Annotated in this window: 28 protein-coding genes; 8 read left to right on the top strand and 20 right to left on the bottom strand. The window is 39.3% G+C overall.

What is annotated here, in order from left to right; translation table 11 throughout:
* Window positions 1-76 precede the first annotated feature (76 nt).
* Together RCG24_RS09505 and RCG24_RS09510 are read right to left on the bottom strand one after the other, a co-directional pair.
* Complete coding sequence (locus tag RCG24_RS09505; RefSeq protein ID WP_308078935.1) at window positions 77-2,590, bottom strand: EAL domain-containing protein; 2,514 nt, start codon at window positions 2,588-2,590, stop codon at window positions 77-79.
* Complete coding sequence (locus RCG24_RS09510; protein ID WP_308078936.1) at window positions 2,574-3,998, bottom strand: ABC transporter substrate-binding protein; 1,425 nt, start codon at window positions 3,996-3,998, stop codon at window positions 2,574-2,576. The genes RCG24_RS09505 and RCG24_RS09510 overlap by 17 nt, the downstream gene beginning before the upstream one ends.
* Before the next feature lie 317 nt (window positions 3,999-4,315).
* On the opposite strand from RCG24_RS09510, the gene RCG24_RS09515 reads away from it, so the two are divergent.
* Both RCG24_RS09515 and RCG24_RS09520 read left to right on the top strand, forming a co-directional pair.
* The gene (locus RCG24_RS09515) at window positions 4,316-4,828 is read left to right on the top strand and encodes a YjcG family protein (RefSeq protein WP_308078937.1); all 513 of its coding nucleotides are present in this window, start codon (window positions 4,316-4,318) and stop codon (window positions 4,826-4,828) included.
* A 6-nt stretch (window positions 4,829-4,834) separates the two neighbouring features.
* Window positions 4,835-5,257, top strand: a complete 423-nt coding sequence (locus RCG24_RS09520; protein WP_308078938.1) for a GNAT family N-acetyltransferase — start codon at window positions 4,835-4,837, stop codon at window positions 5,255-5,257.
* A gap of 76 nt (window positions 5,258-5,333) precedes the next feature.
* Here the strand turns inward: RCG24_RS09520 and RCG24_RS09525 are convergent, their stop codons facing one another.
* The 7 genes from RCG24_RS09525 to RCG24_RS09555 form a co-directional block, all read right to left on the bottom strand.
* Window positions 5,334-5,588, bottom strand: coding sequence for a sporulation-specific transcription regulator SpoVIF (locus tag RCG24_RS09525; protein WP_202653695.1), 255 nt, complete (start codon window positions 5,586-5,588; stop codon window positions 5,334-5,336).
* Between the two features lie 126 nt (window positions 5,589-5,714).
* On the bottom strand, window positions 5,715-5,834 hold the full coding sequence (locus RCG24_RS09530; RefSeq protein WP_202653694.1) for a YjcZ family sporulation protein: 120 nt from the start codon (window positions 5,832-5,834) through the stop codon (window positions 5,715-5,717).
* 107 nt (window positions 5,835-5,941) lie between these two features.
* Window positions 5,942-6,298, bottom strand: coding sequence for a stage V sporulation protein AE (spoVAE, locus tag RCG24_RS09535; protein WP_202653693.1), 357 nt, complete (start codon window positions 6,296-6,298; stop codon window positions 5,942-5,944).
* A 12-nt stretch (window positions 6,299-6,310) separates the two neighbouring features.
* Window positions 6,311-7,327 (bottom strand): stage V sporulation protein AD, encoded by a 1,017-nt coding sequence (gene spoVAD / locus RCG24_RS09540; protein WP_308078939.1) that lies wholly within the window; start codon window positions 7,325-7,327, stop codon window positions 6,311-6,313.
* On the bottom strand, window positions 7,328-7,804 hold the full coding sequence (gene spoVAC / locus RCG24_RS09545) for a stage V sporulation protein AC (protein WP_202653691.1): 477 nt from the start codon (window positions 7,802-7,804) through the stop codon (window positions 7,328-7,330).
* A 15-nt stretch (window positions 7,805-7,819) separates the two neighbouring features.
* Window positions 7,820-8,371 carry a YhcN/YlaJ family sporulation lipoprotein gene (locus RCG24_RS09550; RefSeq protein WP_308078941.1) on the bottom strand — a complete coding sequence of 184 codons (552 nt, stop codon included), beginning with the start codon at window positions 8,369-8,371 and terminating at the stop codon, window positions 7,820-7,822.
* A gap of 226 nt (window positions 8,372-8,597) precedes the next feature.
* A complete protein-coding gene (locus RCG24_RS09555; protein WP_202653690.1) occupies window positions 8,598-8,957 on the bottom strand; it encodes a DUF1360 domain-containing protein in 360 nt (119 codons plus the stop codon).
* Window positions 8,958-9,162: 205 nt separating this feature from the next.
* Here RCG24_RS09555 and RCG24_RS09560 point away from each other — a divergent pair, with 205 nt between their 5' ends.
* Window positions 9,163-9,687: a CotY/CotZ family spore coat protein gene (locus tag RCG24_RS09560; RefSeq protein WP_202653689.1), complete on the top strand. Its 525-nt coding sequence runs from the start codon at window positions 9,163-9,165 to the stop codon at window positions 9,685-9,687.
* A gap of 38 nt (window positions 9,688-9,725) precedes the next feature.
* On the opposite strand, the gene RCG24_RS09565 is transcribed toward RCG24_RS09560, so the two are convergent.
* The 3 genes from RCG24_RS09565 to RCG24_RS09575 all read right to left on the bottom strand — a co-directional run bounded on the left by RCG24_RS09565 (window position 9,726) and on the right by RCG24_RS09575 (window position 13,117).
* Window positions 9,726-10,235 carry a CotO family spore coat protein gene (locus RCG24_RS09565; RefSeq protein WP_202653688.1) on the bottom strand — a complete coding sequence of 170 codons (510 nt, stop codon included), beginning with the start codon at window positions 10,233-10,235 and terminating at the stop codon, window positions 9,726-9,728.
* 107 nt (window positions 10,236-10,342) lie between these two features.
* Window positions 10,343-11,113, bottom strand: coding sequence for an enoyl-ACP reductase FabI (fabI, locus tag RCG24_RS09570; protein ID WP_202653687.1), 771 nt, complete (start codon window positions 11,111-11,113; stop codon window positions 10,343-10,345).
* A 132-nt stretch (window positions 11,114-11,245) separates the two neighbouring features.
* Complete coding sequence (locus RCG24_RS09575; protein WP_202653686.1) at window positions 11,246-13,117, bottom strand: monovalent cation:proton antiporter family protein; 1,872 nt, start codon at window positions 13,115-13,117, stop codon at window positions 11,246-11,248.
* A gap of 58 nt (window positions 13,118-13,175) precedes the next feature.
* Between RCG24_RS09575 and prpE the strand changes: the two genes are divergently transcribed.
* Complete coding sequence (prpE, locus tag RCG24_RS09580; RefSeq protein ID WP_202653685.1) at window positions 13,176-13,916, top strand: bis(5'-nucleosyl)-tetraphosphatase PrpE; 741 nt, start codon at window positions 13,176-13,178, stop codon at window positions 13,914-13,916.
* Window positions 13,917-13,931: 15 nt separating this feature from the next.
* Here prpE and RCG24_RS09585 read toward each other — a convergent pair whose 3' ends face one another.
* From RCG24_RS09585 to RCG24_RS09595, 3 genes are read right to left on the bottom strand one after another with little or no spacing between them, the layout of a single operon-like run.
* On the bottom strand, window positions 13,932-14,837 hold the full coding sequence (locus RCG24_RS09585; RefSeq protein WP_202653684.1) for an RluA family pseudouridine synthase: 906 nt from the start codon (window positions 14,835-14,837) through the stop codon (window positions 13,932-13,934).
* A gap of 21 nt (window positions 14,838-14,858) precedes the next feature.
* A complete protein-coding gene (locus tag RCG24_RS09590; RefSeq protein ID WP_308078945.1) occupies window positions 14,859-15,653 on the bottom strand; it encodes an NAD kinase in 795 nt (264 codons plus the stop codon).
* 33 nt (window positions 15,654-15,686) lie between these two features.
* A complete protein-coding gene (locus RCG24_RS09595; protein ID WP_235888046.1) occupies window positions 15,687-16,325 on the bottom strand; it encodes a GTP diphosphokinase in 639 nt (212 codons plus the stop codon).
* Between the two features lie 259 nt (window positions 16,326-16,584).
* Here RCG24_RS09595 and RCG24_RS09600 point away from each other — a divergent pair, with 259 nt between their 5' ends.
* The 3 genes from RCG24_RS09600 to RCG24_RS09610 all read left to right on the top strand — a co-directional run bounded on the left by RCG24_RS09600 (window position 16,585) and on the right by RCG24_RS09610 (window position 18,585).
* The gene (locus RCG24_RS09600) at window positions 16,585-17,169 is read left to right on the top strand and encodes a CYTH domain-containing protein (RefSeq protein ID WP_202653682.1); all 585 of its coding nucleotides are present in this window, start codon (window positions 16,585-16,587) and stop codon (window positions 17,167-17,169) included.
* 140 nt (window positions 17,170-17,309) lie between these two features.
* A complete protein-coding gene (locus tag RCG24_RS09605; protein ID WP_202653681.1) occupies window positions 17,310-17,723 on the top strand; it encodes a globin domain-containing protein in 414 nt (137 codons plus the stop codon).
* Window positions 17,716-18,585, top strand: coding sequence for a ClpXP adapter SpxH family protein (locus RCG24_RS09610; RefSeq protein WP_308078946.1), 870 nt, complete (start codon window positions 17,716-17,718; stop codon window positions 18,583-18,585). The genes RCG24_RS09605 and RCG24_RS09610 overlap by 8 nt, the downstream gene beginning before the upstream one ends.
* A 519-nt stretch (window positions 18,586-19,104) precedes the next feature.
* Here the strand turns inward: RCG24_RS09610 and pepF are convergent.
* The 5 genes from pepF to spxA form a co-directional block, all read right to left on the bottom strand.
* Window positions 19,105-20,925, bottom strand: coding sequence for an oligoendopeptidase F (pepF, locus tag RCG24_RS09615; protein ID WP_202653680.1), 1,821 nt, complete (start codon window positions 20,923-20,925; stop codon window positions 19,105-19,107).
* Between the two features lie 139 nt (window positions 20,926-21,064).
* Window positions 21,065-22,267: a competence protein CoiA gene (locus tag RCG24_RS09620; RefSeq protein WP_202653679.1), complete on the bottom strand. Its 1,203-nt coding sequence runs from the start codon at window positions 22,265-22,267 to the stop codon at window positions 21,065-21,067.
* A gap of 92 nt (window positions 22,268-22,359) precedes the next feature.
* Entirely contained in the window at window positions 22,360-23,871 is a 1,512-nt protein-coding gene (cls, locus tag RCG24_RS09625; RefSeq protein ID WP_308078947.1) for a cardiolipin synthase, read from the bottom strand.
* Between the two features lie 77 nt (window positions 23,872-23,948).
* Complete coding sequence (mecA, locus tag RCG24_RS09630; protein WP_202653677.1) at window positions 23,949-24,614, bottom strand: adaptor protein MecA; 666 nt, start codon at window positions 24,612-24,614, stop codon at window positions 23,949-23,951.
* 320 nt (window positions 24,615-24,934) lie between these two features.
* Window positions 24,935-25,330, bottom strand: a complete 396-nt coding sequence (spxA, locus tag RCG24_RS09635; RefSeq protein ID WP_202653676.1) for a transcriptional regulator SpxA — start codon at window positions 25,328-25,330, stop codon at window positions 24,935-24,937.
* Between the two features lie 523 nt (window positions 25,331-25,853).
* On the opposite strand from spxA, the gene RCG24_RS09640 reads away from it, so the two are divergent.
* Window positions 25,854-26,039: a hypothetical protein gene (locus RCG24_RS09640; protein WP_202653675.1), complete on the top strand. Its 186-nt coding sequence runs from the start codon at window positions 25,854-25,856 to the stop codon at window positions 26,037-26,039.
* Window positions 26,040-26,069: the final 30 nt, after the last annotated feature.

Raw genomic sequence — 26,069 nt, forward strand, 5'->3', positions numbered from 1 at the left:
AAGTAGAATTATAATCGTTCCATTTTTTAAACAGAAAATAAGAGATCTGAAAGCCTTAAGTATCAACCTATAACTGCTAAATCGGGATCTTGGTTACCTTTTGAATATCATTTAAAATATGTTGAAATTCTTGTTCGAAAACTTCTGCCGGCAGCGGTCTTCTAAAGTAAAAGCCTTGAATATTGTCGCAATTATGCTTACGCAAGTATTGAACTTGGTCAAACGTTTCGACACCTTCAGCGGTAACCGTTAAATTTAAATTATGAGCCATATTGATAATCGTAGCGACAATAGCCTCGTTGTTTCGGTCATTTGGTATTCCCTTCATGAACGACTTATCAATTTTTACCGTATCAATCGGCAGTTGCCGCAAATAATTCAATGAACTATAACCAGTGCCAAAATCATCAACGCTAATATGAACACCCAGCTTTTTCAACTCCGATAAAATTTCAATTGAGCGTTCTAAATTCATCGACATACTTTCGGTAATTTCAAACTCTAACAATTCCGGTTGAATCCCCGTCTCATTCATAATTCTTTGAATATTGCTAATCAGGTTTGACTGCATAAACTGCCCGATTGATAAATTAACAGAAACAGGTATTGGCGGTAAGCCCAGACGCTGCCACTGAACACATTGTTGACAAGCTTGGCGGAGAACATATTCCCCAATCTGCAGAATTAGACCCGTTTCTTCAGCTAACGGAATAAAATGAATCGGTGTAATCAGGCCTTTTTTCGGATGCTCCCATCTTACTAACGCCTCAACCCCTGATATCATTTCTCGCTCCACGTCAATTTTGGGCTGATAATAAACGACAAACTCATTTCTTTCTAAAGCCTTCCGCAAATCATTCTCAAGCACAATTGGGTTGGCCATGTTGTCATCTTCATAGGTTGAGTAAATGCCATAATTATTCTTACCTTGCTTTTTAATTCGGTACATCGCCCGGTCAGCATGTCTGATTAAACTTTCAACATCTGTACCATCTTGAGGGAAGAAAGAAATTCCAATACTTGCCGAGATGTGAAGTTTGCAGCCCTGAATAATAACGGGTGCCGCTAATGCTTTCATGATCTTTTTAGCAATGTCAATCGCTTCTTCCTGCCCGCTGATATTTGCCAATAAAACAGAAAACTCATCCCCGCCGATTCGGGAAACTACATCTTTCTCAGACAAGCATGATATTAACAGTTTGCCAATATGCTGCAATAAAAAGTCTCCTGCCGCATGACCAAATGTGTCATTAACCATTTTGAAACGGTCGAGGTCGAGAAACATAACCCCAACCATTTTGTTTTGTTTATTTGCCTGTTCCAATGCCTCCTGGATACTATTTTTATATAATCGGAAATTTGGCAGTCCCGTTAAATAATCATAATAGGCCGATTTTTGTAAAGATTCATAGGCAGCAACCCGGTCAAAGGCAAGTGCAATCTGATTTGTGAAGACTGATAATTTCTCGATCACATCCGGGGAAAAATAATCCTGTTGTTGACTGGCAATATTTAATGTTCCCAGGACTTTATTTTTTGCAATAATCGGAAGAATTAATAACGAACGCAGTCCATCATAATAAAGTAACTGTTCATAATAGGACATGTTGTTTGCATGAAGACGATTTCGAACAATAACTTCCCTTTTATGAATTGCAGCATTGATCGTCTTATCGCCCATTTTCAATTCCAAAGAAGATAAATTCTCATTTTGCTCAAGTCCAAATACTTCCAACCTTTCATTATTATTAATCAGCGTAAAAGAAATTTGGTCGGCTTTTATATAATTTTTAATACTGATTAATGTTCGTTTCATAACCTCAATACTTTGGATATCATCCTCCAATACGGAGTTTGATATACTTGCCAGAACCTCAAGGATTTCCACCTTTTCCGACAGGTTCCTGGTTGCTTTTTCAATCTCATTCACTAAAATTTTTTCGTGATCATTAATCGTCTGGGCCATTTTATTAAATTCTGTGGATAATTCTTGTATTTCAACAATTTCGTGTTTAGCCCATACCTCAACATTACGCTCACCAGCTGTTAATTTTTTTGTTGCTACTATTAATTTTTGAATTGGCGCAGTCAATTTACTCGATATCAAAAAAGAAATAATCAGCGACAAAAGGGAATAAACAACCGCAGTAAAAAATGTATCGCGCAACAACCTGTCTTGTTGTTCTTCAAGAGCTTTCGTTTTTAAACCAATCTCCACTTCCCCAACATGCTCTTGAAAATATTCAAGTGGTACTTTCGTAATCATAAGATGCTGTTTATCAATGCTTGTTTCACCCTTTTGATTAATCGTGGTACCTTCCTTATCGCGAACAATGACATAAGCAATATTTGGCCGTGATTGTAGTGAATAGGTCAGCGGACTAATTTTCGAATATTCGCCTCTGAGCATATACAAGCCAATAGCCGCATTTAACGTATTTGCGGAGGTAATCCCTTCGTTTTTCAAACTATTTTCCAGTTGTGAGGACTCACGATGAAGATAGAGACCGCTAAGGGTAAGCACCCCGGTAAGAACAATGGTATTGATCGCAAACCAAATACGAAAACTTAATTTATTGATGAATTTCATGATTTCCTACCTCCTTAAGGAGGTTCTGCCACTCTTGATAGTGAGCGGCCTGCCGTGCTTGTCCATATTTTTTCGTTATGTTATTCCATTCATCAGCCGTCTGTTTTAGTGCTTCAGCAGCTGTTTTCTTATGAATCAGGGCCAAGTAAATGTTTTGATCGAGTGCCTGCATATAGTCCCATCCGCCTGGAATCATTAAATCCGCATTAGGATTGTTTAAACTGGATTTGACGGTTTCTAAGAAGTTCTGATTCATTTCTTCAGTTGGAAAAGCCCCTTTGCCAGCGATTGAAAAATGGCTGTAACGAAATGGATCATTTATCGTATCCTTTGATAAAAATGCTTTCTTGCTTATTTCTTTTGATGTAATATAACTAATAATTTTCCATGCCTTATCAGGATTGGCAGATTGTTTGGAAATCCCTAACACACGGCCAATCCAGACCCCGCCTCGAGGATTGTCAGGGGCGGCTGCGGGAACGAGCGTCCAGCCAACCTTATTTTGGACTTTCGAGCCCCAATTTTTTTTATCGTAAGAGAAGCGTGAGGTATCACTCCATTGAACCACCATCGCCAACTTTCCATGAAGAAACGCTGTATTTAAATCAATCCAGTCATACATGGAATTTGGTGGTGTCGCTCCACTGTCATTCAAATTAATTAAATCCTGTAATGCCTTCATTCCCAATTCACTTTGAATTTGGGGATGCATTTTAGAATCAAAATATTTTCCACCCATAGATAAATAGCGCTCAGCAAACCAAATATATCGTTTTGCGTCACCTCCAAAAATGGCCGTGCCAAACAAATCGATTTTACCGTCCCCATCAATATCCCTGGTCAGGAATTTGGCAATTTGATCATATTCCTTCCAGGTTTTAGGCGGAGTTAAATCTTTACCATAGGTTTTTTTATATTCATCGTTATATTTTTCAAACACATCTTTGCGGTAAAACAACAGATGTGTATCTCCGTCATAAACCATACCATAGTCATGACCGCCAAATTTCATATAGAGATTGCGATAAACCGGTAAGATGTCTTCGATTCCTTCCGTCTGTTGTATGTATGTATCCAATGGCAAAAGCATATTTCGTTCAACATACTCGGGTAATTTGGCCGGAAATAACATATAAATATCATACGTTTTATCACTGGCAAACAAAAAATCTTCGAGGTTATCATTTAATCTATCTGGGTAATGGTATTCCAAACGCACACCGAATTTTTTTTCAATATTTTTTTCCTCCATTTTAAATAAGGCTAAAGCTTGCTCAGAATCAGCAATAATGGAAATGGAAGGCAATGCAGGTTGCACATCTTTTTCATTACCGGTTGATTTAGAGGAACTACATCCAGTAATGATCAACATTATGAAAAGAAGTAACAAAAGTCGTCCGGGTTTCATCGCTAAAACCTCCATTCTATTATAGGTATATTGTACCATTTTGTATTTTTTTAAATTTACAATATAGTCATTTGTTGAAGAAATGACACAAAATTTAGTTTTTAAGATCCTATCCTCTTTACAGAAATTCGTAAATCAATTTCAAATTTGGATTTTCGATAACCTGGCTGCAGCAGTTGTTGCCAGGTCTCAGATAGTTATTTCTAATAATTGAAAAATTTGTTATAATATCAAGAAACATTTTACAATTTTGTTTGCCTTTTTCTTTCCAGGATTTCCAGCAATGTATAAAAATCTATTCTATTGGAGGTATTTCAATGAAATTTGGTGTTGTTATTTTCCCATCCAAATCTCTTCAAGACTTTGCTAATTCTTATCGTAAACGGTATGACCCGCATTATGCCTTGATTCCCCCGCATCTCACCTTAATGAGTGCTTTTGAAGCGACTGAAGAGGATGCAGCACAATTTGCCGAAAAATTGCAGCAAACCGCCCGCAATAATCACCCATTTATATTAAAAACTTCAAAAATTAGCTCTTTTTATCCTGTAAATAATGTTATATATTTAAAAGTAGAACCGGTTGACGAACTGATGAATTTGCATGCGGAAATAAATAAACAATGGGCCGAACAAAAAAACGAATATGCCTTTGTTCCCCATATTACTATCGGTCAAAAGCTCTCAAATGATGAGCATTCGGATGTATTTGGAGCGTTGCGTATGACCAAATTTAACCATGAAGAAATGGTTGACCGCTTTCATCTTCTCTATCAATTAGAAAATGCTTCGTGGACCGTTTATGAAACATTTCGCCTTGGAAAGGAATAGATTCAAGTGACAGTTAAAGTAGTCGAAACTCAGAAAGAACTTGAAGATGCCCTTAAAGTAAGAAAAATTGTCTTTGTTGAGGAACAGCTTGTACCAATTGAAGAGGAACTTGATCAATACGATGATGAAGCGGTTCATTTTGTGATGTATCATGATGAGACACCAATCGGTGCGGGAAGATTTCGCCTTGTCGATCAAGTTGGTAAGGTGGAAAGAATTTGCGTGTTAAAAGAAGACCGTAAACACGGTGCTGGAAAAGCAATTATGAATTGTATTGAGGCGTATGCCATGGACAATGGAATTGAGAAGTTAAAATTAAATGCGCAGACTCATGCTATCTCATTTTATGAGGGATTGGGCTATGAAGCCATATCCGACGAATTTATGGATGCGGGAATTCCTCATAAAACCATGATGAAAAAACTATAACACCCTTCGTTTACGCAGCAAGCTTTTTTACAAAGATCCAAAAGGCCTATTTCCAACAGGGAAATGGCCTTTTTGCTTATTTTTTATTCAGCATATTGGAAATCGTATCAAAATTAAGCTTACTGCCGTCGTTGATGATCGTTTTAACAATCTGGTCTTCCAGTTCTCTGCTGACAGGTTTGTTAGCAAGCCGAGAAACCCTCTTGATTACACTTCGGACTGTTTTTTCATCCTTAAAATTTGCATGCTGCAAAGAATTTGCTAATTCAAAAACATCTTTCATATTTACGCCGGTTTTCTTTTCTATGTTTTTAAAGAAACCATTATCCATGTTCGAAAATCACACTCCTTCATAAACTACTTTATTTTATGAAGGAAGTGAAAATTGGTGAATCACCAACAAAGAAAGGGCAGCCCTTTTTGGACAACCCTTCCCCGATTAATCGTTCAGAATTCATTAATACCAGCTTGCGCCGACAATAATTAATAGAATAAACAATACAACGATTAACACGAAACTGCCGCCGTATCCAAAACCACCGCCATAACCGAAACCGCAGCCGCCGTATCCAAACATAGAATAGTCACCTCACTTTAGTAATCTCATTTATAACATATGAAATCACTAAATAATGTGTATAGGCACGGGCAAGCTTCTCAAACGATAGAATAAAAAATGAGCATTTATCCTTTAGGCTTAAACAGAAGGGCACCAAGAAAGCCGAAGACAATGGCAGCTGAAATACCTGAACTGGTTACTTGGAACATTCCCGTTAAGACTCCAATGATTCCGTGTTTATTGGCATCCTGGAGCGCTCCGTGAACGAGTGAATTGCCAAAGCTTGTAATCGGGATGGTTGCACCTGCTCCGGCAAAATCCATTAACGGCTCATACAAACCGAATCCGTCCAGTACTGCTCCAACTACCACCAGCAAGCTTAACGTATGCCCTGGAGTTAATTTAGCGACATCAAATAACAGCTGACCTATGACACAAATGAGACCTCCAACAATAAATGCCCAAAAAAACATTGCAAACAAGCGATTCACCCCTTAATGATTCATTTCAATCGCTACAGCGTGAGCGATACATGGTATTGATTCATTCTGTTGAAAGCTAAGCGGCGATAATAAGGCACCTGTTGCCACAACCAAAATTCGCTTATATGTGCCTTTTTTCAGCTCTTTAAGTAAGTGCCCATAAAGAACGGTTGCTGAACAGGCGGCACCGCTTGCTCCAGCTTGTACTGGCTGATCTTCTTTATAAATCAGCAGACCGCAATCCAGGAATTGTCTTCGCTCCAGCTTGAGACCGCTTTTGTTAATCAATTCAAAGGCTGTATCATGACCAATTCTGCCAAGGTCGCCGGTGATAATCAAATCATAATGGGAAGGGTCCAATTGCAAATCACGGAAATGAGCCATAATTGTATCGGCTGCTGCAGGAGCCATTGCCCCACCCATATTAAATGGGTCGGTTAATCCCATATCAACTACTTTACCGATCGTTGCTGAGATCGTTACCGGAACGTTCTTCTCCGGCTCATTTGCCTGAACGAGAGCCATTCCGGATCCAGTTACCGTCCATTGGGCGGTCGGCGGCTTCTGTCCGCCATATTCCGTCGGGTAACGGAACTGTCGTTCAGCAGCAGCATTATGACTGGCGGCACCCGTCAAGACATATTTTGCCCCTTGGTAATTCACGACGAAGGATGCTAAGGCTAAGCCTTCCATTGAAGTCGAACAAGCACCAAATAAGCCAAAGTATGGTATCTGTAAGGTTCTTGCTGCAAAATTTGTTGGGGTAATTTGATTAATCAAATCCCCGGCAAATAAAAATTGGACTTGTTCTTTTTCTAAATTGGCCTTTTTTAAGGTAATTTTCGCTGCCTCTTCAATTAATACCCGATGTGCCTTTTCATAGGAGTCCTGCCCAATCCAAAGGTCTTCAAACAAAAGATCAAAATCATTTGCCAGTTTTCCGTTCGCTTCAAATGGACCTCCGGTTACCCCCGTTGCCGTAATCATTGGACGTTTGTCAAAGACCCATGTTTGATGCCCCTTTAACAATTACAATCCCCCCCAGATTTTCAGTATCGTCTTTATCAGAGCGACAACAAATGCTGAGAAAACCCCAAAAAGAATGACGGAGCCGGCAAGCTTAAACATATTTCCACCAACACCGAGAACAAAACCTTCCGTTCGATGCTCTATGCATGCCGAAATCACAGCATTGCCAAATCCGGTTACGGGTACAGCACTGCCTGCACCAGCAAACTGGCCAATCCGGTCATATACCCCAAAGCCGGTTAATAGCATCGAGAAGAATACCATTGTCGCAACGGTCGGATTCCCAACGCTCTGCTCGGTAAAATTAAAAAAATATATGTAAAAATAACTTACTGCCTGTCCGACAACGCAAAACAATCCGCCGACAATGAAGGCCTTTAGACAATTTTTTAACACTGGTCTTTTCAGTTCATGTTTTTGTTGTAATTGTTGGTAATTCTGCTGTTGTGGCGTCATTTTCTTTTGCTTGCTTGCCATCTTTTTCTTCCTTTCTTACTTCGTATTATCCGTCATATCGACAATATCCTGAAGGCGCTTTTCTGCTCTCTTTTCAGAAAATTTCTTTGCTTTTATTTTTTCCTCCAATCTGACTGCCTCAAGAAAAATTTTATAGTCACTGGAAACGGTAAATGTTTCATTTGGGTATTTCCTTTTCAGCATCTCGGTGACATTCTTTTCGATTTGTTTCATCCGGAAACGCTGTAAATGTTTAACCTTGTACACTACAAGGATATTTTTTTTACCTTTAACCACTGCTACATCATAAAGCTCAGGCAAAGAACTAACATCATCTTTAATATTTTCTCCTAAGCTTCGTTCCTGATTATCGGTAATGACGGGGCCGGGATTGGTTGTTTTTATTAATGCCAGCTGACTGTTCTTTACCTCGTTGTTTTGATTACAGGAGGTAAGCAGGAATATACAAGATACTACTAGCAAATTACGGATCATGAGCATAACAATTTCTTCCCCCTCTTCGACAAATTCAGCTATCGCTACCATATAGTTTTTTCGAGATTGTTTAAAATTATGACTAACGATCATGGAAAATATAAAAACTGCCAGAGAGATCCTGACAGTTTTTCCGCTTATTTAGATGTTTTTTTTCCACAGCCACAGCCTTGTTTCCTCAGTGAGTTTGCTGATTGACGAATCTTGGCAGTCTTTACGCCTGTCTGTTTCCTTTTCATTACCCTTCTCTCCTTTTTTGACAGTTCCTTTTCTCTTGTTAGATTATGAAAAATCGCTGGTGATGGATAAGGCATCCTCCTTAATTCTCCATAAAATATTGAAGAATTGTTTCTAAAATAGAAGCCATGGCCGCTACGGCCAGAATCACAAAAATTGGCCAGGAGTATCCCGGAAATAGAAAATATGAGCCAACAACGATAACTGCCGTCCAGATCCCAGTACACCAGTAGCAGCTAAGTAGTTCCCCAAAAAAACGTTTTGGCCCCGAAAGCTTAGGAATATAATAAATTTCCCTTTCTCCGGCCGCATTTTCCTCCTCCACTTCATCGAAAAAGGGATGGCGGATAAACTCTGTAATCTTATCAAATACCAGCAACCTTGTTAGTCTAAAACTTGCCAAAGATAAAATCATTAACTGAAAAAACGATACGTTTTCCATTAAAGATATCCTTCCTTTCACCAAAGAGACATGCTGCTCCACTAAAAAAATCGGCCAAGCTATGCGGAAAACTCGAACTCTGCCCACACCACCGTTAGGAAAACCGCCTAATTTTGCTAAATAAGGCAATTGTCCGTAACCCAAAGTGCGGTCATGAAATATGTTAGTAATGTAAGATATATTACGGATTAAGGAGGAAAAATAAATGGGTTGTGGAAAATCTCACCACGAATTTAGCAGTGGAAACTGTGTTTGCCAAGTAGTCCGGGCAATTAATGATCTCCAACAAGCCGTTGCTGCTGAAGAATGTCAGCCATGTACCAGCTGTTTTAACGAGCCGCTGGGTTCGCTTGTATCGCCTACTTCAACCACTGTAGATACACGGGTGTTTGTATTAAAAACAGCAGACGGAACGCCGTTTAATGCATTCTTTTTTGAAAACAACAATCCTACATGCGTATCAATCTACTTCCGCGTAGAAGATGTTTTTGATAACTGCTGTGCCACACTTCGGGTGTTAGCACCTGGAAAAACTGACGCTCACGGGAACTTTCACCCAGTAAATCTCGTTTCTACTTCCGGTAAAGGGGAAAGCGGCTGCTGCATTAATCTTGGAGCAGTATGTGATGTAACAGCCTTCCAAGCTACAAACGACTGTGTGACCGTAGACTTAAACTGCTTCTGCGCCATCCAATGCATCGCTGATGTCGACTTGGGAATTTGTCACTAATGAAATGGCCAGCCGGGAAATCCGCTGGCCATTTCATTTTATTTTTTTAACCCAATCATGATGATATTTTTGAGTTGATCAAGGGGGATCGTTTTTGTCGATTTATTGTGAAATTGTATCGTTATCTCGTTGTCGACAAAACCAGCAAGATATCCTTGGTAATTTTCAGTTGTGGTGTAAAATACACATGGAATTGGTGGGAGCACTTTCGGGATATTGAGTAAGTAATCAATCCTTTCTTTTACATCCATTTCATTAAATGGCTTTACCCTTTTTAAATGGGAAACAACTTTTTCGTTTGGCAGAGAACCGTCCGGAACCTGATTCTGTTTCTGATCCGTTTGTTCAATCTCTATTGGTATTGGCTCGCGGAAGATCCCTGTTTTTAACTCTTTGCTTTCTTTCCCCTGAACTGCCGCTTCCCCCTCGACAAACTCTTCTATTTCCCGCTTACTTGTATATATCTCCTGATTGTTTGGACTAAACGGTGTTCTAGTAAAAGTCTGATTGATATAAAGTAATGGGCCTTTTGTTCTCTTTTTTGCCATCTGCATCACCTCCAATTGCGTCTGCCTACACTCTATATGTATGCAAATTGCCTAATCACGTTAATGGATATATGCCACAAAAAGCAAAAGGGGACAGCTCTTTACCATTATAAAATATGGTATCCGGAATCGACATGAATATTTTCCCCGGTAATTCCGCGGGACATGTCACTAAACAGAAATACGGCGGTATCACCGACCTCTTCAGGGGTTGTTGTTCTTCTAAGCGGGGCATTTTCTTCAATTTCTTTTAAAATAGTATTGAATTCACCAATTACCTTGGCAGATAAAGTTCTAATCGGTCCGGCAGAGATAGAGTTCACACGAATCCCATCTTTGCCAAGATCAGCTGCCAAATAGCGGACACTGGCATCAAGTGACGCTTTCGCCACACCCATTACATTATAATTCTTAATAGCACGTTCACCGCCAAGATAAGTCAAGGTTACGATGCTGCCCCCCTCTGTCATTAACCCCCTTGCTTCTTTAGCAACTGCTGTCAATGAATAGGAACTGATATTATGAGCAAGCAGGAAACCATCTCTGGTCGTATTCAGATACTCGCCTTTCAGTTCTTCTGTTTTGGCAAAGGCAATGCAATGGGCGACACCGTGGATCGTTCCAACTGCTTCTTTAATTTGAGCGAAACAAGTTGTGATGTCTTCATCACTCGTTACATCACATGGGAGAACAAGGGTTCCTTCAGCCCCCAAAGAATCAGCTAACTCACGGACGCTCGACTCCAGCCGCTCGCCAGCATATGTAAAAACAAGACGGGCTCCAGCATTGTGCAAAGAGCGGGCAATCCCCCAAGCAATGCTGCGTTTATTGGCTACTCCCATGACAACGAATGTTTTTCCAGCTAAAGAAAAGTTCATAGTGAAAAATCCTCCTAGGTTATCAACTGATATTAGTACTTGGTACTAATTCTACACCAATTATTAAAAAATGAAAAGTGCAGGGTTTAGAAGCTGTCTTGTTTTGCAAAAGATCGAGCAGGAACAATGGCTTTAATAAAAGCTTCTGGAAGATTCGCTAAATTCCAATTCTCGCTTCAGTTCATCAACATATTCTTTTGAACCGGTAACAATTAAGCGGTCATACAGCTGCAACTCGGTATCGCCATGCGGTACAAGCGAATCCTTGCCGCGAAAGATTCGGACAATGATCACATCTCCAGTAAATGGAAATCTTCGTAATGACATTCCGTCAAATTGTTTATTCTTCATCACAATTTCATAAAGTCCGGTTTCTTGGTTTGTTAGTATATTCATCACATTGGGCGACTCAATTAGAGCCCTGAGCAATACTTTTGTAGACATAAACGAGGAAAACACCTCAACATGATGTTCACGTAATGACTGATCCAATTCAGGGCTTTCAATTCGAACAATCACTCGCGGGACTCCTTTTTCCTTTGCTGAAATAGCAAGCTTCGCGTTGAGTTCTTCATCACCAGTTGAAATGACAACGATCTCTGCCTGAAAGACCTCCGTGTTTTCAAGCGAATCCAAAGAATAATCCGGGATTTCCTCGATTTCAAACAGAGAACTTGAAGTTGGCATTTCTACCTTCTCCATTTTTTGGTGATAGAGAATCGGTTCATACAAGCCCGATTTTAATTCTCTCGATACAGGTAGTGTAACCTGATTTGCACCTAAAAAGGCAACTGGTATTTTTTTCTTTGCCAGCACCTCTTTTGGAAATAGCTTTTTAAAAACGATCGGCGTGAAGATGGAGGAAATCACTGCCACCAGAATCAATGTTCCTTTCATTTGTTCCGTGATAGCTCCTATCCGTTCGCCAATAGTCGCCGCCGCTATTACTAACGACAATGTCGATGTTAATAAAAAGGCAGAGGAAATGACTGTTTTTGTATCATACCAAATTTTTAAGAAATATACTGGAATTAGCTTAGAAAGTAATAAACTGATAAGTAAAAGCGGAATTAACTGCAACAATTTTTTTTCACTAAATAAGGACCAAATATCAAGTTCCACTCCTACCATTACGAAAAAAATTGGTATTAAAAAGCCATAGCCAAATGAATCGAGTTTATGGACAAGCTCTTGATTGGGTGATAACAGGGAAACAAGAACACCGGCCAAGAAGGCACCTAAAATATTTTCTGCCCCAACCGATTCGGACAATCCCACTAAAACAATGATTAAGGTAAACACCGCCCGTGTACCAATTTGCACAGTACCGGTTGACAGCGTCTCGATGAAGGTTCGGTTTTTAAAGCGTTTACCGACAAAATACAGCACAATCCCCGCTGCAAACAAAATTAACAAAAGCCATGTGTTTTCATGCTTTGGTTCATTTAACGAAACGAAAACAGTTAATAAAATCATTGTCACCAGATCGGCAATCACCGCAACCAGGAGAATAATCTGCCCGATAACTGTCTTCATTAAGTGTGCTTCTTTTAAGGTCGGCACCACCACACCCAATGAGATCGTCGAAATAATTAATGTCATTAAGAAGGCATTATCAATAAAGCCTGCCAAGACAAACAAATAGGATAAGCCAAGGGATAATACAAATATCCCGGAAAAGATAATCGAAGAAACAGCAAATGAATTCGGTTCTGTTTTACCATTTGGCAGAACATCTCGTTTTTTTCTGCCTGCGAAGGCCGAAAAATCAATTTCGAGACCGCTTAAAAACATCAGAAATATTAAGCCGAGTGTTGATAAAGTAGAAAGCCAGATATCCTCATGGACAATATTGATGCCGCTTTTACCAATAATTAAACCCATGATAATTTCCGCTACAACAACGGGAATGAAATTTAATTTCAAGCGATGTAAAATAATTGGTGTTAAAAAAGCCATTGTGACGACAATAAGCAATGAAATGATGGAAACTTGCTGTTCCATAGATCCTCCTCCTTCAGAATGATAAAAAGAGTATGATGAGAAAAAAGGTGGTTATGACATGAAAATTGATATTATCGGCGATATTCACGGCTGTTTTCAGGAATTCAAAGAACTTACCCATCGCCTTGGTTACGAATGGGAACAAGGCATCCCTCTTCATCCGAACAATAGAATGTTAGGCTTTGTAGGTGATTTAACGGACCGCGGACCGGAATCCCTACAAGTAATCGACGTGGTTTGGCAGCTTGTTATGGAACAGAAAAGGGGCATATATACACCGGGAAATCACTGCAATAAGCTCTATCGTTTTTTCCTTGGCAACAAGGTGCAGATTACCCATGGATTGGAAACAACAGTCGCAGAATATGACTCATTAACTAAACAGGAGCAGCAGTCCATTCGTAAACAATTTATCCAATTGTATGAAAACGCCCCGCTTTATGCAATCCTTGATCAGCAAAAGCTGGTTATTGCACACGCCGGAATTAAACAGGAGTATATCGGAAAACATCATGCCAGGGTTAAGCAGTTTGTCCTGTATGGAGACATTACCGGAGAAAAACATCCTGACGGCTCACCAGTCAGAAGGGATTGGGCGAAAAACTATCAGGGAAAAGCTGTTATTGTCTATGGGCATACCCCGGTGAATGAACCAAGGGTAATCAACAACACGTATAATATTGATACTGGTGCCGTTTTTGGCGGTAAATTGACGGCTTTAAGATATCCGGAAATGGAACTAATTTCTGTTTCTTCTACTATGCCATACATTGCAGAAAAATTTAAACAATTTGATTGAAAAAATAGAGGCTGACTAGATTTCTTCAGCCTCTAAACACCCCGTCATATCAGAAGGAAGCGGAGCCGAGAAGGTCATTCTCTCCCGTCTGAAGGGATGTGTAAATGTGATTTTTTTACAATGAAGTGCCTGTCTTTTGATTCCAGCGGAAACCGGGCCGCCATATAAATCATCGCCAATGAGCGGATGCCCGAGATAAGCCAAGTGCACTCGAATCTGATGGGTGCGGCCGGTCTCAAGCTTTAGTTCAACACGGGTAAAAGAACGATATCTCCTGATTACCTGGTAATGGGTACAGGCATATTGCCCATCTTCACGAACTTCCCGTTCAATAATGCTCTCTTCTTTTCGGCCAATCGGTGCGATAATCGTTCCGCTGTCACTAACAAACAAACCGTTAGCAATGGCCTCATACGCCCTTTTCAGCTGTCCTTTTCGCTGCATTAAACTAAATAAATGATGAACATGACGATGCTTTGCCACTAAGACTATTCCTGATGTATTGCGGTCTAGCCGTGTAACGATATGTGGAGCAGCGCGAAGGCCTTGTTGTTCATAATAACCAACGATGGCATTTGCCAGGCTTCCTGTGGGATGCTCCCTTGAAGGGATCGTATTCATTTCTGGCCGTTTATTCACGATCAGGAGAAATTCATCCTCGTATAAAATGTCAAGCGGCAGATCCTCTCCTTTCGCCCCTTCACTTGGAGCTTCAGGGGGAAAAATGACGGTTAATTCGTCACCTTTTTGGAGCTTGTATCTGACATTTACCGTTTCCCCATTAACAAGGATACTGCCGCCTTTAAATTTAATATCAGTCAGAGCCGTCCGGGAAATTTCTTCATTTTTTAAGAATTCTTTGATCAAGAGGCCCGCGCCGTTTTCTTCCATTACCCACTTTAGTTGAAACTGTGATGTCATTCTATTGCCTCCTAAGCAGCCTTAATCAGAAATAAAGGAATCATGCACCCTTTTCCAGAACGGGAACGGGCGGAAGCGGGCAAAGCGAATTTTTTCTTCCGGGACTCTAAATTGAATTGATTTCACGTCTTTATGCAACAGCGTCAAATGGTCAATCGTTACTTGGAAATCGGAGCGGTTGACGGGTTTGAGCATGCATGTATGATGCGCCGGTAAAATCAGCGGCGAGCCCACTGTTCTAAATACCCTATTATTAATCGAGGCCATTTCAGCGACTTGAATTGCGGCAATCGACGGATGAATAATGGCTCCTCCAAGTGCTTTATTATAGGCTGTACTGCCGGAAGGTGTAGACACACAAAGTCCGTCACCCCGGAACCTTTCAAAATGCTGACCGCGGATTTCAACATCCATAACAAGCGTACTATCGATACTTTTTACAGTGGATTCATTTAAGGCCAAATACCTCGCTTCTTTGCCGGCATGAGAGTAGCGGATAATGACCTCAAGCAGAGGATATTCAACCACTTGAAAAGGCGTTTTTGCAATCGCAATAACGAGTTTTTCGATTTCGTCAGGGGTCCAATCGGCATAGAAACCAAGATTACCCGTATGAATCCCAACGAAAGCTGTTTTACTTAACCGGCTGCTGTAGCGGTGAAAGGCATACAACAGCGTACCATCACCGCCAATCGAAATAACGATATCCGGTTGGTCCTCATCGTATGTAAGATCAAAGTCAAGTAAATATGTCCTTATTTTGTGCATCAATGTATTAGATTTTTGATCCCCTTTTGACGTAATTGCAAATTTCATTGTCAGATTCTCCTCATATGAAAAAACTTTCAACTAGCTTTTCTCTTGTTGTTGCATTTCTTTCTTTCTGGTAAAAAAGGCCTGAGCTTCTTTAATTTCTCCGCGGATTAACGACATTTCCTCATCAAGACGGAAAGCTGCCTCGGCCGCACGCTGAAGCCGCATTTGAATATCGGTAGGAAAATCACCTTTATACTTATAGTTAAGTGAATGTTCAATCGTTGCCCAGAAATTCATCGCCAGCGTTCTAATTTGAATTTCACAAAGAATTTTCTTTTCTCCACGAATAGTTTGGACAGGATACTGTATAACCACATGATAAGAGCGATAACCGCTTGTTTTTTTATGAGAAATATAATCCCTTTCTTCGATAATTTCAAAATCATTGCGATTTCTTAATAAATTCACAACAAGATAGATATCTTCAACAAACTGACACATAATTCGAAGCCCGGCAATATCCTGCATTTCCTCTTCTAATTTATCCAGTGAGATTCCTTTTTGATTTGCCTTATCAAGAATGCTGGCAATTGGTTTAACTCTTCCCGTTACAAATTCAATTGGTGAATGATCCGAGTCGAGCTCAAATTGCCCTCTCATTCCCCTAAATTTTACTTTCAGTTCATCCACTGCTTGTTTATAAGGGGCTAAAAATTGTTCCCAATGCTCCATTGAATCCACCTCGATGTCTATCATTTAAAGATTTCTTCTACTTTTTTCACCATTTCTTTCCCAGCATGACTAATACCTTTCATATTAGAAACTTCTAATTGAAGCATTGTTTCGGTTATACTGGCATGTAGGACAGGTACTCTTTGTCATCCTCTTCCCTCCAACATTGAACATGTTTATTTTAGCATAATTCCACCAATTCCCCCAAGATTTGCAGCCAGGCAAGGGGGAAAACTTTTGTGAAAGGAATGGATCAATCGTGACGCAAAATCTTGAAATTGAATTTAAAAATATGTTAACAAAACAAGAATATGAAAAATTGCTACAAACATTCCAAGTTGATAAAGGGCAGATTTTCTCCCAGGAAAATCATTACTTTGATACCCCGGAGTTTGCCTTAAAAAACATGGGCTCAGCATTGCGAATCCGCCAAAAAAATAATCAGTTTGAAATGACATTAAAACAGCCAGCGCCAATTGGTCTTCTTGAAACCAATCAAACGTTAACAAAAGAGGAAGCTTCAAAAGCAATCCAATTTGGGCTGCTGCCCTTGGGAGATATTAAGAAAATGATTGAAGAGATGGGAATAGCTTTTTCACAATTACATTACTTTGGCTCAACTATAACGAAACGCGTCGAACTGAAGTATGAAATTGGGCTGCTCGTTCTTGACCACAGCTTTTATCTGGGTAAAGAAGATTACGAACTGGAATATGAGGTGGAAGACCATTCAAAAGGGGAAGAGATGTTTCAAAAAATCCTCCAGGAATTTAAAATTCCGAAACGCAAATCGGAAAACAAAATCCACCGCTTTTATCAGGAAAAGCTGGCTCAAAACAAATAAATCATACTTTTTTCTTTTCTAAACGATCGCTTTTTACTCATTAATATCTTGATTATAGGCCTTTCTAGGCAATTAATTTGTGATATGAAAAAGGCATTGCTACAATAAAACTTAGAACGAATCAAAAAGGAGTTGTCAACGTGTTCAAAGATAATCCAACACCATTCGAGAGTCTAGGCGAAAAAAATCTTCATCGACTAGTAGATACTTTTTATGGTCTTGTTGCACAACATCCTGATCTCGCTCCGATATTTCCAAAGGATTTATCCGAAACCGCAAGGAAGCAGAAGCAGTTTTTAACACAGTATTTAGGCGGGCCCCCTTTATATACAGAAGAACACGGTCATCCAATGCTGCGCGCAAGACATATGCCGCACCCTGTAACACCAACAAGGGCAAAGGCCTGGCTGTCTTGCATGAATCAAGCGATGGACAAAGTTGGAATAACAGGAACTCTTCGGGATGATCTTTATTCCCGCCTTTATTTTACTGCCCAACATATGATTAACACCCCAGATGCGGGTGAGGAAAATGATGGTGACACTCGTGAATAACACATGGTATCCTGACTCGAAGAAGAATTGTTACAGCCACGATAAAAAGCCGATCGAAGTATACATGTTTATTGACCCGCTCTGTCCGGAGTGCTGGGGGTTAGAGCCGATTATTAAAAAGCTGCGAATTGAATATGGACGTTACTTTTCCATTAAGCATGTTCTTAGTGGACGATTGGCAACTTTAAACCTAAGCAGCAAAAAGAATTATGAACATATGGCCAGGGTATGGGAAAAAACGGCAAGCAGGTCGGGAATGTCTTGTGATGGCAGTCTATGGCATGAAAACCCAATTGATGCCCCATATAATGTTTCCCTTGCTATTAAGGCGGCTGAACTTCAGGGCAGACGCGTTGGTATAAAATTTCTGCGTAAGCTGCAGGAAGTTTTATTTTTAGAGAAACAAAACATTTCGGATATAAAAGTACTTGAGGAATGTGCCAAAAGTGTCGGATTGGATGTAAAAGAATTCATACATGATATGCATTCGGAAAGTGCCGCGAAGGCTTTCCAATGTGACTTACAAATAACAACCGAAATGGATGTTACTGAAATACCCACACTCGTGTTTTTTAATGAGAATGTTGAGGACGAAGGAATTAAGATTACCGGTTCCTACCCTTATGAAGTATACGTTCAGATCCTAGAGGAAATGCTTTTAGAAAAACCAGAAAAAGATTTACCACCGCCTTTGGAAACATTTTTAAAGATTTTTAAATTTGTTGCTTCAAAGGAGATTGCTATTGTTTATAATCTACCGATTACCCAAATTGAAAGAGAAATGAAAAAACTGCTGCTTAAACAAGTAGTGGAACAAATCCCTGCAAAATATGGTACGTTTTGGCGCTATATTGAAGATTAATCAAATGTCGGTTACAAAACTGACATTTTTTTTAGGTAAAAAAAATACCTTGCAGTTGTTATCCTGCAAGGCATTTTTTTATAAATACGAACAAAGGGGATGGGAGAAATTTTTCACGGTCAAACAAAGGGGTATATGTTTGTTGGTGATCAACTTCACATGTTTACTATAACACGATGACAAGCTTAGAACAATAAGTATGTGCCATGTTTCACATAATTGTCAAAAAGTCATAATTTCACGAGATGGACAATAGACATGATAATAAACAGTTATAAAATCATTTAAAAGGTGGCATTTCAGCCTTGAAGAAGGTACCTTATGTTATCATGATTCTATTTTTTGTTATTGCCTTTTTTCTTCACCTGCTGGCTCTGTTGAAAGTTTTCTCTTTGGTTATCAGTGTCCCCCTGTTATTTCTATCGATATTCATATTAATCATGTCCCTGAACAACAGTAAACGATTTAGGGGGTTTTAACGAAGGGGCCGGGATAATAGCTCACACCCGGCCCTTTGGTTTATTTCTCTGTTAATAACTGTTCCAGCTCAGCAAGTTTTTCTTCAAACACCTGAAGGGCATCTTGGATTGGAGCTGCACTGGTCATATCGACTCCGGCTTTCTTCAAGACTTCAATCGGATAATCGGAGCTTCCGGCACTTAAGAAATTGATATACCGTTTCACCGCCGATTCGCCTTCTTCTAAAATTTGCTTGCTTAAGGCTGTCGCCGCGCTAAATCCAGTAGCATATTGGTAGACATAATAATTGTAATAAAAATGCGGAATTCTCGCCCATTCAAGTCCGATTTCCTCATCAATCACAATCTCGTCCCCAAAATACTTTTTATTTAAATCATAGTAGATTTCTGTTAAAGCATCGGCTGTTAACGCTTCGTTATTCTGTGCTTTTTGATGAATTAAATGCTCAAATTCAGCAAACATTGTTTGGCGGAAGACAGTGCCACGGAAACCTTCTAAATAATGGTTTAACAGATAAATCCGCTTTCCGTCATCCTCCATCGTTTTTAATAAAAAATCATTAAGCAATGCCTCGTTACATGTAGAAGCGACTTCAGCAACGAAGATCGAATAATTTCCATACGGATATGGCTGCGATTTCCTTGTATAGTAGCTATGAACTGAGTGGCCGAATTCATGAGCTAAGGTGAACAAATTATTGACGTTATCCTGCCAGTTCAACAAAATATATGGATTGGTTCCATATGCACCTGAAGAATAGGCACCGCTTCGCTTCCCTTTATTTTCATGGACATCGACCCAGCGGTTTTCAAACCCCTCTTTCAGCACCTTGGCATAATCCTCGCCTAACGGCGCCAAACCTTTAAGAACAATATCCTTTGCCTCGTCATACGTAATCTCCATTTTTACATCTTTTACTAACGGTGTATATAAATCGTACATATGAAGCTCGTTTATTCCTAATACTTTTTTACGCAGCTTTACATAGCGATGCAATAAAGAGAGATTTTTATTCACCGTATTGACTAGGTTATCATAGACACTTTCGGGAATATTATTGGCCGAAAGCGCTGCATGTCTTGCTGACTGATATTTTCTTACGCGGGCATTGAAATTATTCTTTTTCACATTGCCGCTTAATGTACTGGCAAATGTGTTTTTGAAATCACCATACGTCTTGTAAACCGCTTTAAACGCATCATGCCTTACCCGGCGGTCGCTGCTTTCCAGAAAGCGTATATAGCGGCCGTGGGTGACTTCTACTTCTTCACCGTTCTCATCTTTAATGGAAGGGAATTGTAGATCGGCATTATTCAATGTCCCAAATGTATTGCTTGAGGCATCCATCACTTCTCCTGCTTCAGCTAATAGCGCTTCCTGCTCGGCACTTAGCACATGAGGCCGCTGCAGATTAATTTCCTCAATGGCATGCTCATATAGTTTTAACTCCTGTTTTTCATTCAAAAAGCCTTTTAATTTGTCCTCGTCAATCGAAAGAATCTCCGGAACAATAAAGGCCAGCGCACTGCCAACCTGGGAATAGAGATTTTTCATCCGATCATCCAATCCTTGATAAAAGGAGTTAGTCGTATCCTGATCATATCGCATATGTGAATATGTATATAGCTTGCCGATTCTTTCAAGCAATTGATCCTCAACCTGAAGGGCTTTGTAAAGTGTATCGGCACTTTCAGCTAATTTGCCCTCAAAGTCTTTAATTGACGGAATGAGACCCTTTACTGCTTGGTATTCTTTCTCCCATTCCTCGTCGCTTGCAAAAATGTCCTCCAATCTCCATGTCTCTTCAACAGGAAGTTCATTTCTTGACGGCAGTGATTTTACATTAGATTCATTGGCCATCGTTCATCCTCCATTCAAAAATAATTCGGAATTCGAAATGTATTCCAATTACATATATTCTGTTTTTTACGTCTTTTTTCCTCTTTTTATTGGAAGAAAAAATGATTCATCCTTTCATATTATGCCCATTGCTTCATTTTCATTTATTGTTTTGTGAAAATGTCATCACTTTTTGATAAAAGGCTGACCTCAACTCTTCCTTCTCGCGATTTGACCTAGGAATGATTATTGTGTGCAGCAGCTGGAAGCTGTCAATATCTTGTTGCAGTAAAATCCCGAATCGTTCCAGGACATAAAGATATTCCTTCACCGGTACCATATAATCTACCGAATCAAGCTGAGGCAAATGACGAATCATGATATTCTTCCTCGCAATTCTTCTATTTAGTTTTCCTCTTATTTCGTTAAGCTTCAAGAGATCTCCGGGCTTTTTTTCTTTTAGAACATCAAGAAGTATATAAGTTTGCCAAACGATTGCTGAGGTTTGAATGAAGAGTGAATGCGGGACAGGGAGGCCAATCTCTGCAGGTAATAAAAACAGATTCATATTTTGGGAATAGATTTCTCGTAAAAAATGATTTGTATTTGCCCTTGGATGTAAGCTCCATTGCATTTTAAATTTTTCCAACTCTCTTTCCCAGCCCGGTAACCACAGTTTCTTAAATGCAGTCGGGGGATTCAGCAGGGAAGATAAGGTTAGTTTCTCAATGGGATAAATCGAGTGTTGGACAAAGGCCTGCTTTACAGAGTAGGGAATAATCGAATCCGCGAGGTGAAAAAGCCGCTCATCAGGACAATAGGAAGGAAGATAAAACTTTCCAGTCTTGGCAGTCCGTAAAAATAAATAGTGAAAATTCGATAAAGAAAGGACATTCCTCTTTTTAAAATGAAGATGCTGATGTGAGAGGATCCAAAGCGGTTCATAGCCATTATCGCGATATGTTCTGGTTCGTTTGATAAAAATGCGTTCGGGTATTGGGGAGCATTGAAATTCTAAGGCATACCTTTGTCCTTGAAACTTGAACATGATGTCAGGCCGCTGGGCAATTTCACGATCATAATACTCTAAAATTGCCGGGATATTCTGTGAAACTAACCAGCGATATAGCTGCAGTTTGCCCTTTAGATGGTTTTCGGTTTCCCCCTCAGAAAATTCCAGGCAACTTCCCCCGCGTTTATGAGCAAAGTGAAAAATTCGCTGTTCGCCTAATTTTAGGATAACAGCCTCACCACAAACCGGACAGATAAACTCCTCTTGATTTCGGAATGCCAATAATGTTTCCTTCTTGTATTCATTTCCAAGGCAAATAATTTTACCCGTTTTGGTACGTGCGGTTAACAAATACAACTTCCTCCTTTCTGTTTAAGCAATTCGACAAAAGTCAACAAAATCCCTGCCATTGAAAAAAACCCATCAAAATAATTGACAGGTTTTTAGAGAAGCGGTGAAAGCAGCCGTGCAGTTGATTCCAGCAAACGAAAGCCTATATGTCGCTGCTCGAAGGTTTTTAAATCTATTTGTTTTGAGTATTTTAGGTCATTTATATATTCTTGAACAAGCTTTTCCGTACTTTTGGTTCGAAATAAAAAGGCATTGACCTCAAAATTTAAATGGAAGCTCCGCATATCCATATTAGAAGTTCCAATTGATGCCAGCTCATTATCAACAATCACGATTTTACTATGCATAAAGCCGCGCTCGTATTCATAAATTTTCACCCCAGCCTCTAGCATCTCCGGGAAATACGATCGTGAGGCATGAAAAACAATTCGTTTATCCGGACGGTTTGGCACAAGGAGCCTGACATCAATTCCACTTAATGCTGCCACTTTTAAAGCGGAGAAAATATCCTCATCAGGAATAAAATAAGGAGAAGCAATCCAAACCGATTCCTTCGCGGAAGCAATCATCGAGAAAAAGATGTTCTTTATGACACTCCATTCATTATCGGGTCCTCCGGCAATCAATTGAACCCCACCATGACTTTCATGATCGATTTGCGGTGATAAATATTCAGCCGTTAAAAAACTGTGATTCGTCATATAATACCAATCTTGGAGAAAAATAAGCTGCAAGCTTCTAACGGCCTCTCCTCTCAGCATTAGATGTGTATCCCGCCAAAAACCAATTTCTTTATCTCTCCCTAAATATTCGTTGCCGATATTTAATCCGCCGACAAAACCGACCGTACCGTCGATAACAATAATCTTCCGATGGTTACGAAAATTAAATTTATTATTTAAAAATGGCAATCGAACAGGACCAAAGGGAACCGTCTCAACACCGGCATTTTTTAGTTCATTTATGTAGGCCTTTGAAAGCTGCCAGGAACCAACCGCATCAAACATAAAACGCACTTTGACCCCTTGGCTGGCTTTTTCAATTAAAATATTTTTTATTTCCTGACCGATATGATCATGACGGACGATATAATATTCAAGATGGATATGATGTCTCGCCCTTTTCAATTGTTGGATAATATGCTGAAACGTTTCTTCACCATTTGTTAATACCTTTGTAGCCGTGTCGAAGGAAATTGGACTATTTCCCAGCTTCTGGGCTAGAGTAAATAACTGCCCATGATGTTCCCCCATTAAAGCTCTTTTCTCTTCACTTCTCGGGTCTTCTTCCCCTTCCACAGTCAGAAAGGCCTGTTTATCAAGAAAATATTTTTTGCGAAACATTTTTTCTTTACGGTAATTCCGACCAAAAAGGAGATAAAAAATAAATCCAACAAGGGGAAAACTGCCAAGCACGACGAGCCAAGTAATCGTTTGGGATGGGTGCCGGTTTTCTAAAAAGATGACAAAACCAATAAAAATCACCGACAACGAGATTAAGACGCTTAGAAATCCTAAAATTCCACTCTCCAACCGGTCCCGAAAGAAAAACAATAGTATGGATAGTGCTACCAAAAAAAGGATTACCCTTACTGTGTTTTTCATGCCCTCACCTACCAAAAAACTGTATATTTATAAAATATTTAAAATACCGATTTCAAACACTGAAATCGGCACTTTCATTAACTAAAATATTTACGTAACTCAGCAAAAACATTGTCAGCAATTATTTCTTTCCCATATTCTTGAATTCGATGAATCGTAAGCTGAGTTTCATACCCATATTCCAAAAGGACGCTTAAAATATCGTCGATTTCTTCTTCCTCAAATTGATCCTCCGGAAAATCGACATATAGATAGTAGTTGCCTTCAAAATGGAACAGCTTCGTCACCAAACTGTCTAAGCCTGGCCGCGAGCTTAAGCTTATTAGATCCTCAAAGTCTCTAAAGGCAATGATGAATTCCAACGTATCATCCATCGCAAAGTCATCTTCAGAATAACCGGGACTAAAATGCTGCTCCAATAATTCTTCAATTTTATCATCTGCAGGAAAGTCTTTCATTTTGCCATTTGGAATAGGCAGTTCAAACTTTTGACCATCCTTTGAAAGCTGAGCCTTTGTTACAAGTATTTCCAACCCTTTATCAAGCGCTTGAACTTGAATCCACAGTGGTCCTTCAACAGAGAACTCCTCTTCCTCATGTACTTCATCCATCATTTCCCAAAAGAGTTCTTCGCTTCGTTCGCGATTATACCAAATTTCCTCGCGGTCAAAACCTCTTTCTTCTATATCAACATAGGAAATATAAAATTTTACCGTATATTCATTGATCCGTTCAATTTCCATCTTTACCTCTCCCCCTCCATCATCCAAATTGAAGGGACAAAACCCCCAGGCAGATAATGCTTATTAGTATATACTCCCGCAAAGAGGGTTATTCCAATAGGGGCATTCCCCTTCGAAAAAATTAATACCCCTGTACTTTCATTTTATGACAAAATCGCTTTTAAGGGAAATAAAAAATCAAAATAGATAAAAACGATTAATTAGCCTATTTGCTGCCCTTTCTGAAGAAATATCAATTATAGATATTCTATACATTTTAGCAAAAAAAAGAGAAACTACAAACTAAAAACAGCCTTCTTTTATAAAGAAGGCTTGATGAATTAATTTACCATCCGTTGTGCTTCACGTAATTGATATGTCCTAACCTTTCTAGGCAGGAACCGGCGAATTTCATCTTCATTGTATCCAACCTGCAGGCGCTTTTCATCGATAATAATCGGACGTCTTAATAGGCCAGGGTTTTCTTTAATCAATTTAAATAAATCTTGGAGCGGCATCGAATCCAAATTAATGTTTAATTTTTGGAATGTTTTTGATCTGGTTGAAATAATCTCATCGGTCCCATCCTCCGTCATGCGGAGAATCTCTTTAATTTCTTCCATTGATAAAGGTTCGGAGAAAATATTTCTTTCTTTGTATGGAATTTCATGCTCTTCCAGCCAAGATTTTGCTTTTCGACACGATGTACAACTAGGTGAAGTGTATAATGTTACCATATCGTCTTCACACTCCTCTTTTATTTACAATCCATTATAAGCAATAAGTTAATTAAAATCATTTTAAATAAGTAATTTATATTATTTATTATACACCACTGTTTCAGAAAAGGGTATCTTTTTTTCAAAAAATATTCACAAACTAGCAGATGAATGAGGTTCAATCATTACATTATATTTAACGAATATTTAACGCAAAAGTTTCACTTTTTTTCTAACTTTATCGTAAAAATTTTTATGTTTATTGACCAATCTTTCTATAATGTTCGTTTCTTAATCAACATTTTTTGAGGGTCCTTGTTAGGCCTTCCATTTGAAAACTTCTTTTTACCTCATTGTTAAATACAATTAAACACGGCTGCAAACCTATTCTCAATTAAAATCCCAAAATGAAAACGCCTTCAATCTGTTTAAAACTAAAAAACTTTTCTCTTTCAATAAAGAGCAAGTTCTTTTAAAATAAGAGTATGGACTTAGTCAATAAATTGTAGAGCAACTGACGAGAATAAATGGAGGGACTGCAATGGCTGCTTATATAACTGATTTAATAGTGGTCGCCTTATTAATTATCGGAATTACTGCATTTATGGGTGACATCACAAATGGGCTGGGGAATAGACTATTTGGCGGTAAACACCGCAGTGAATATGTTGATCAAAACGCCCGCTTCCAAACCGGCTGGAAAGCGGTTGGCGGAAAGAAAAAATAAGCTAAAGGACAAAATCCAAACGATTTTGTC

It is taken from the genome of Neobacillus sp. OS1-32, from assembly GCF_030915425.1.
Classification (GTDB): domain Bacteria; phylum Bacillota; class Bacilli; order Bacillales; family Cytobacillaceae; genus Neobacillus; species Neobacillus paridis.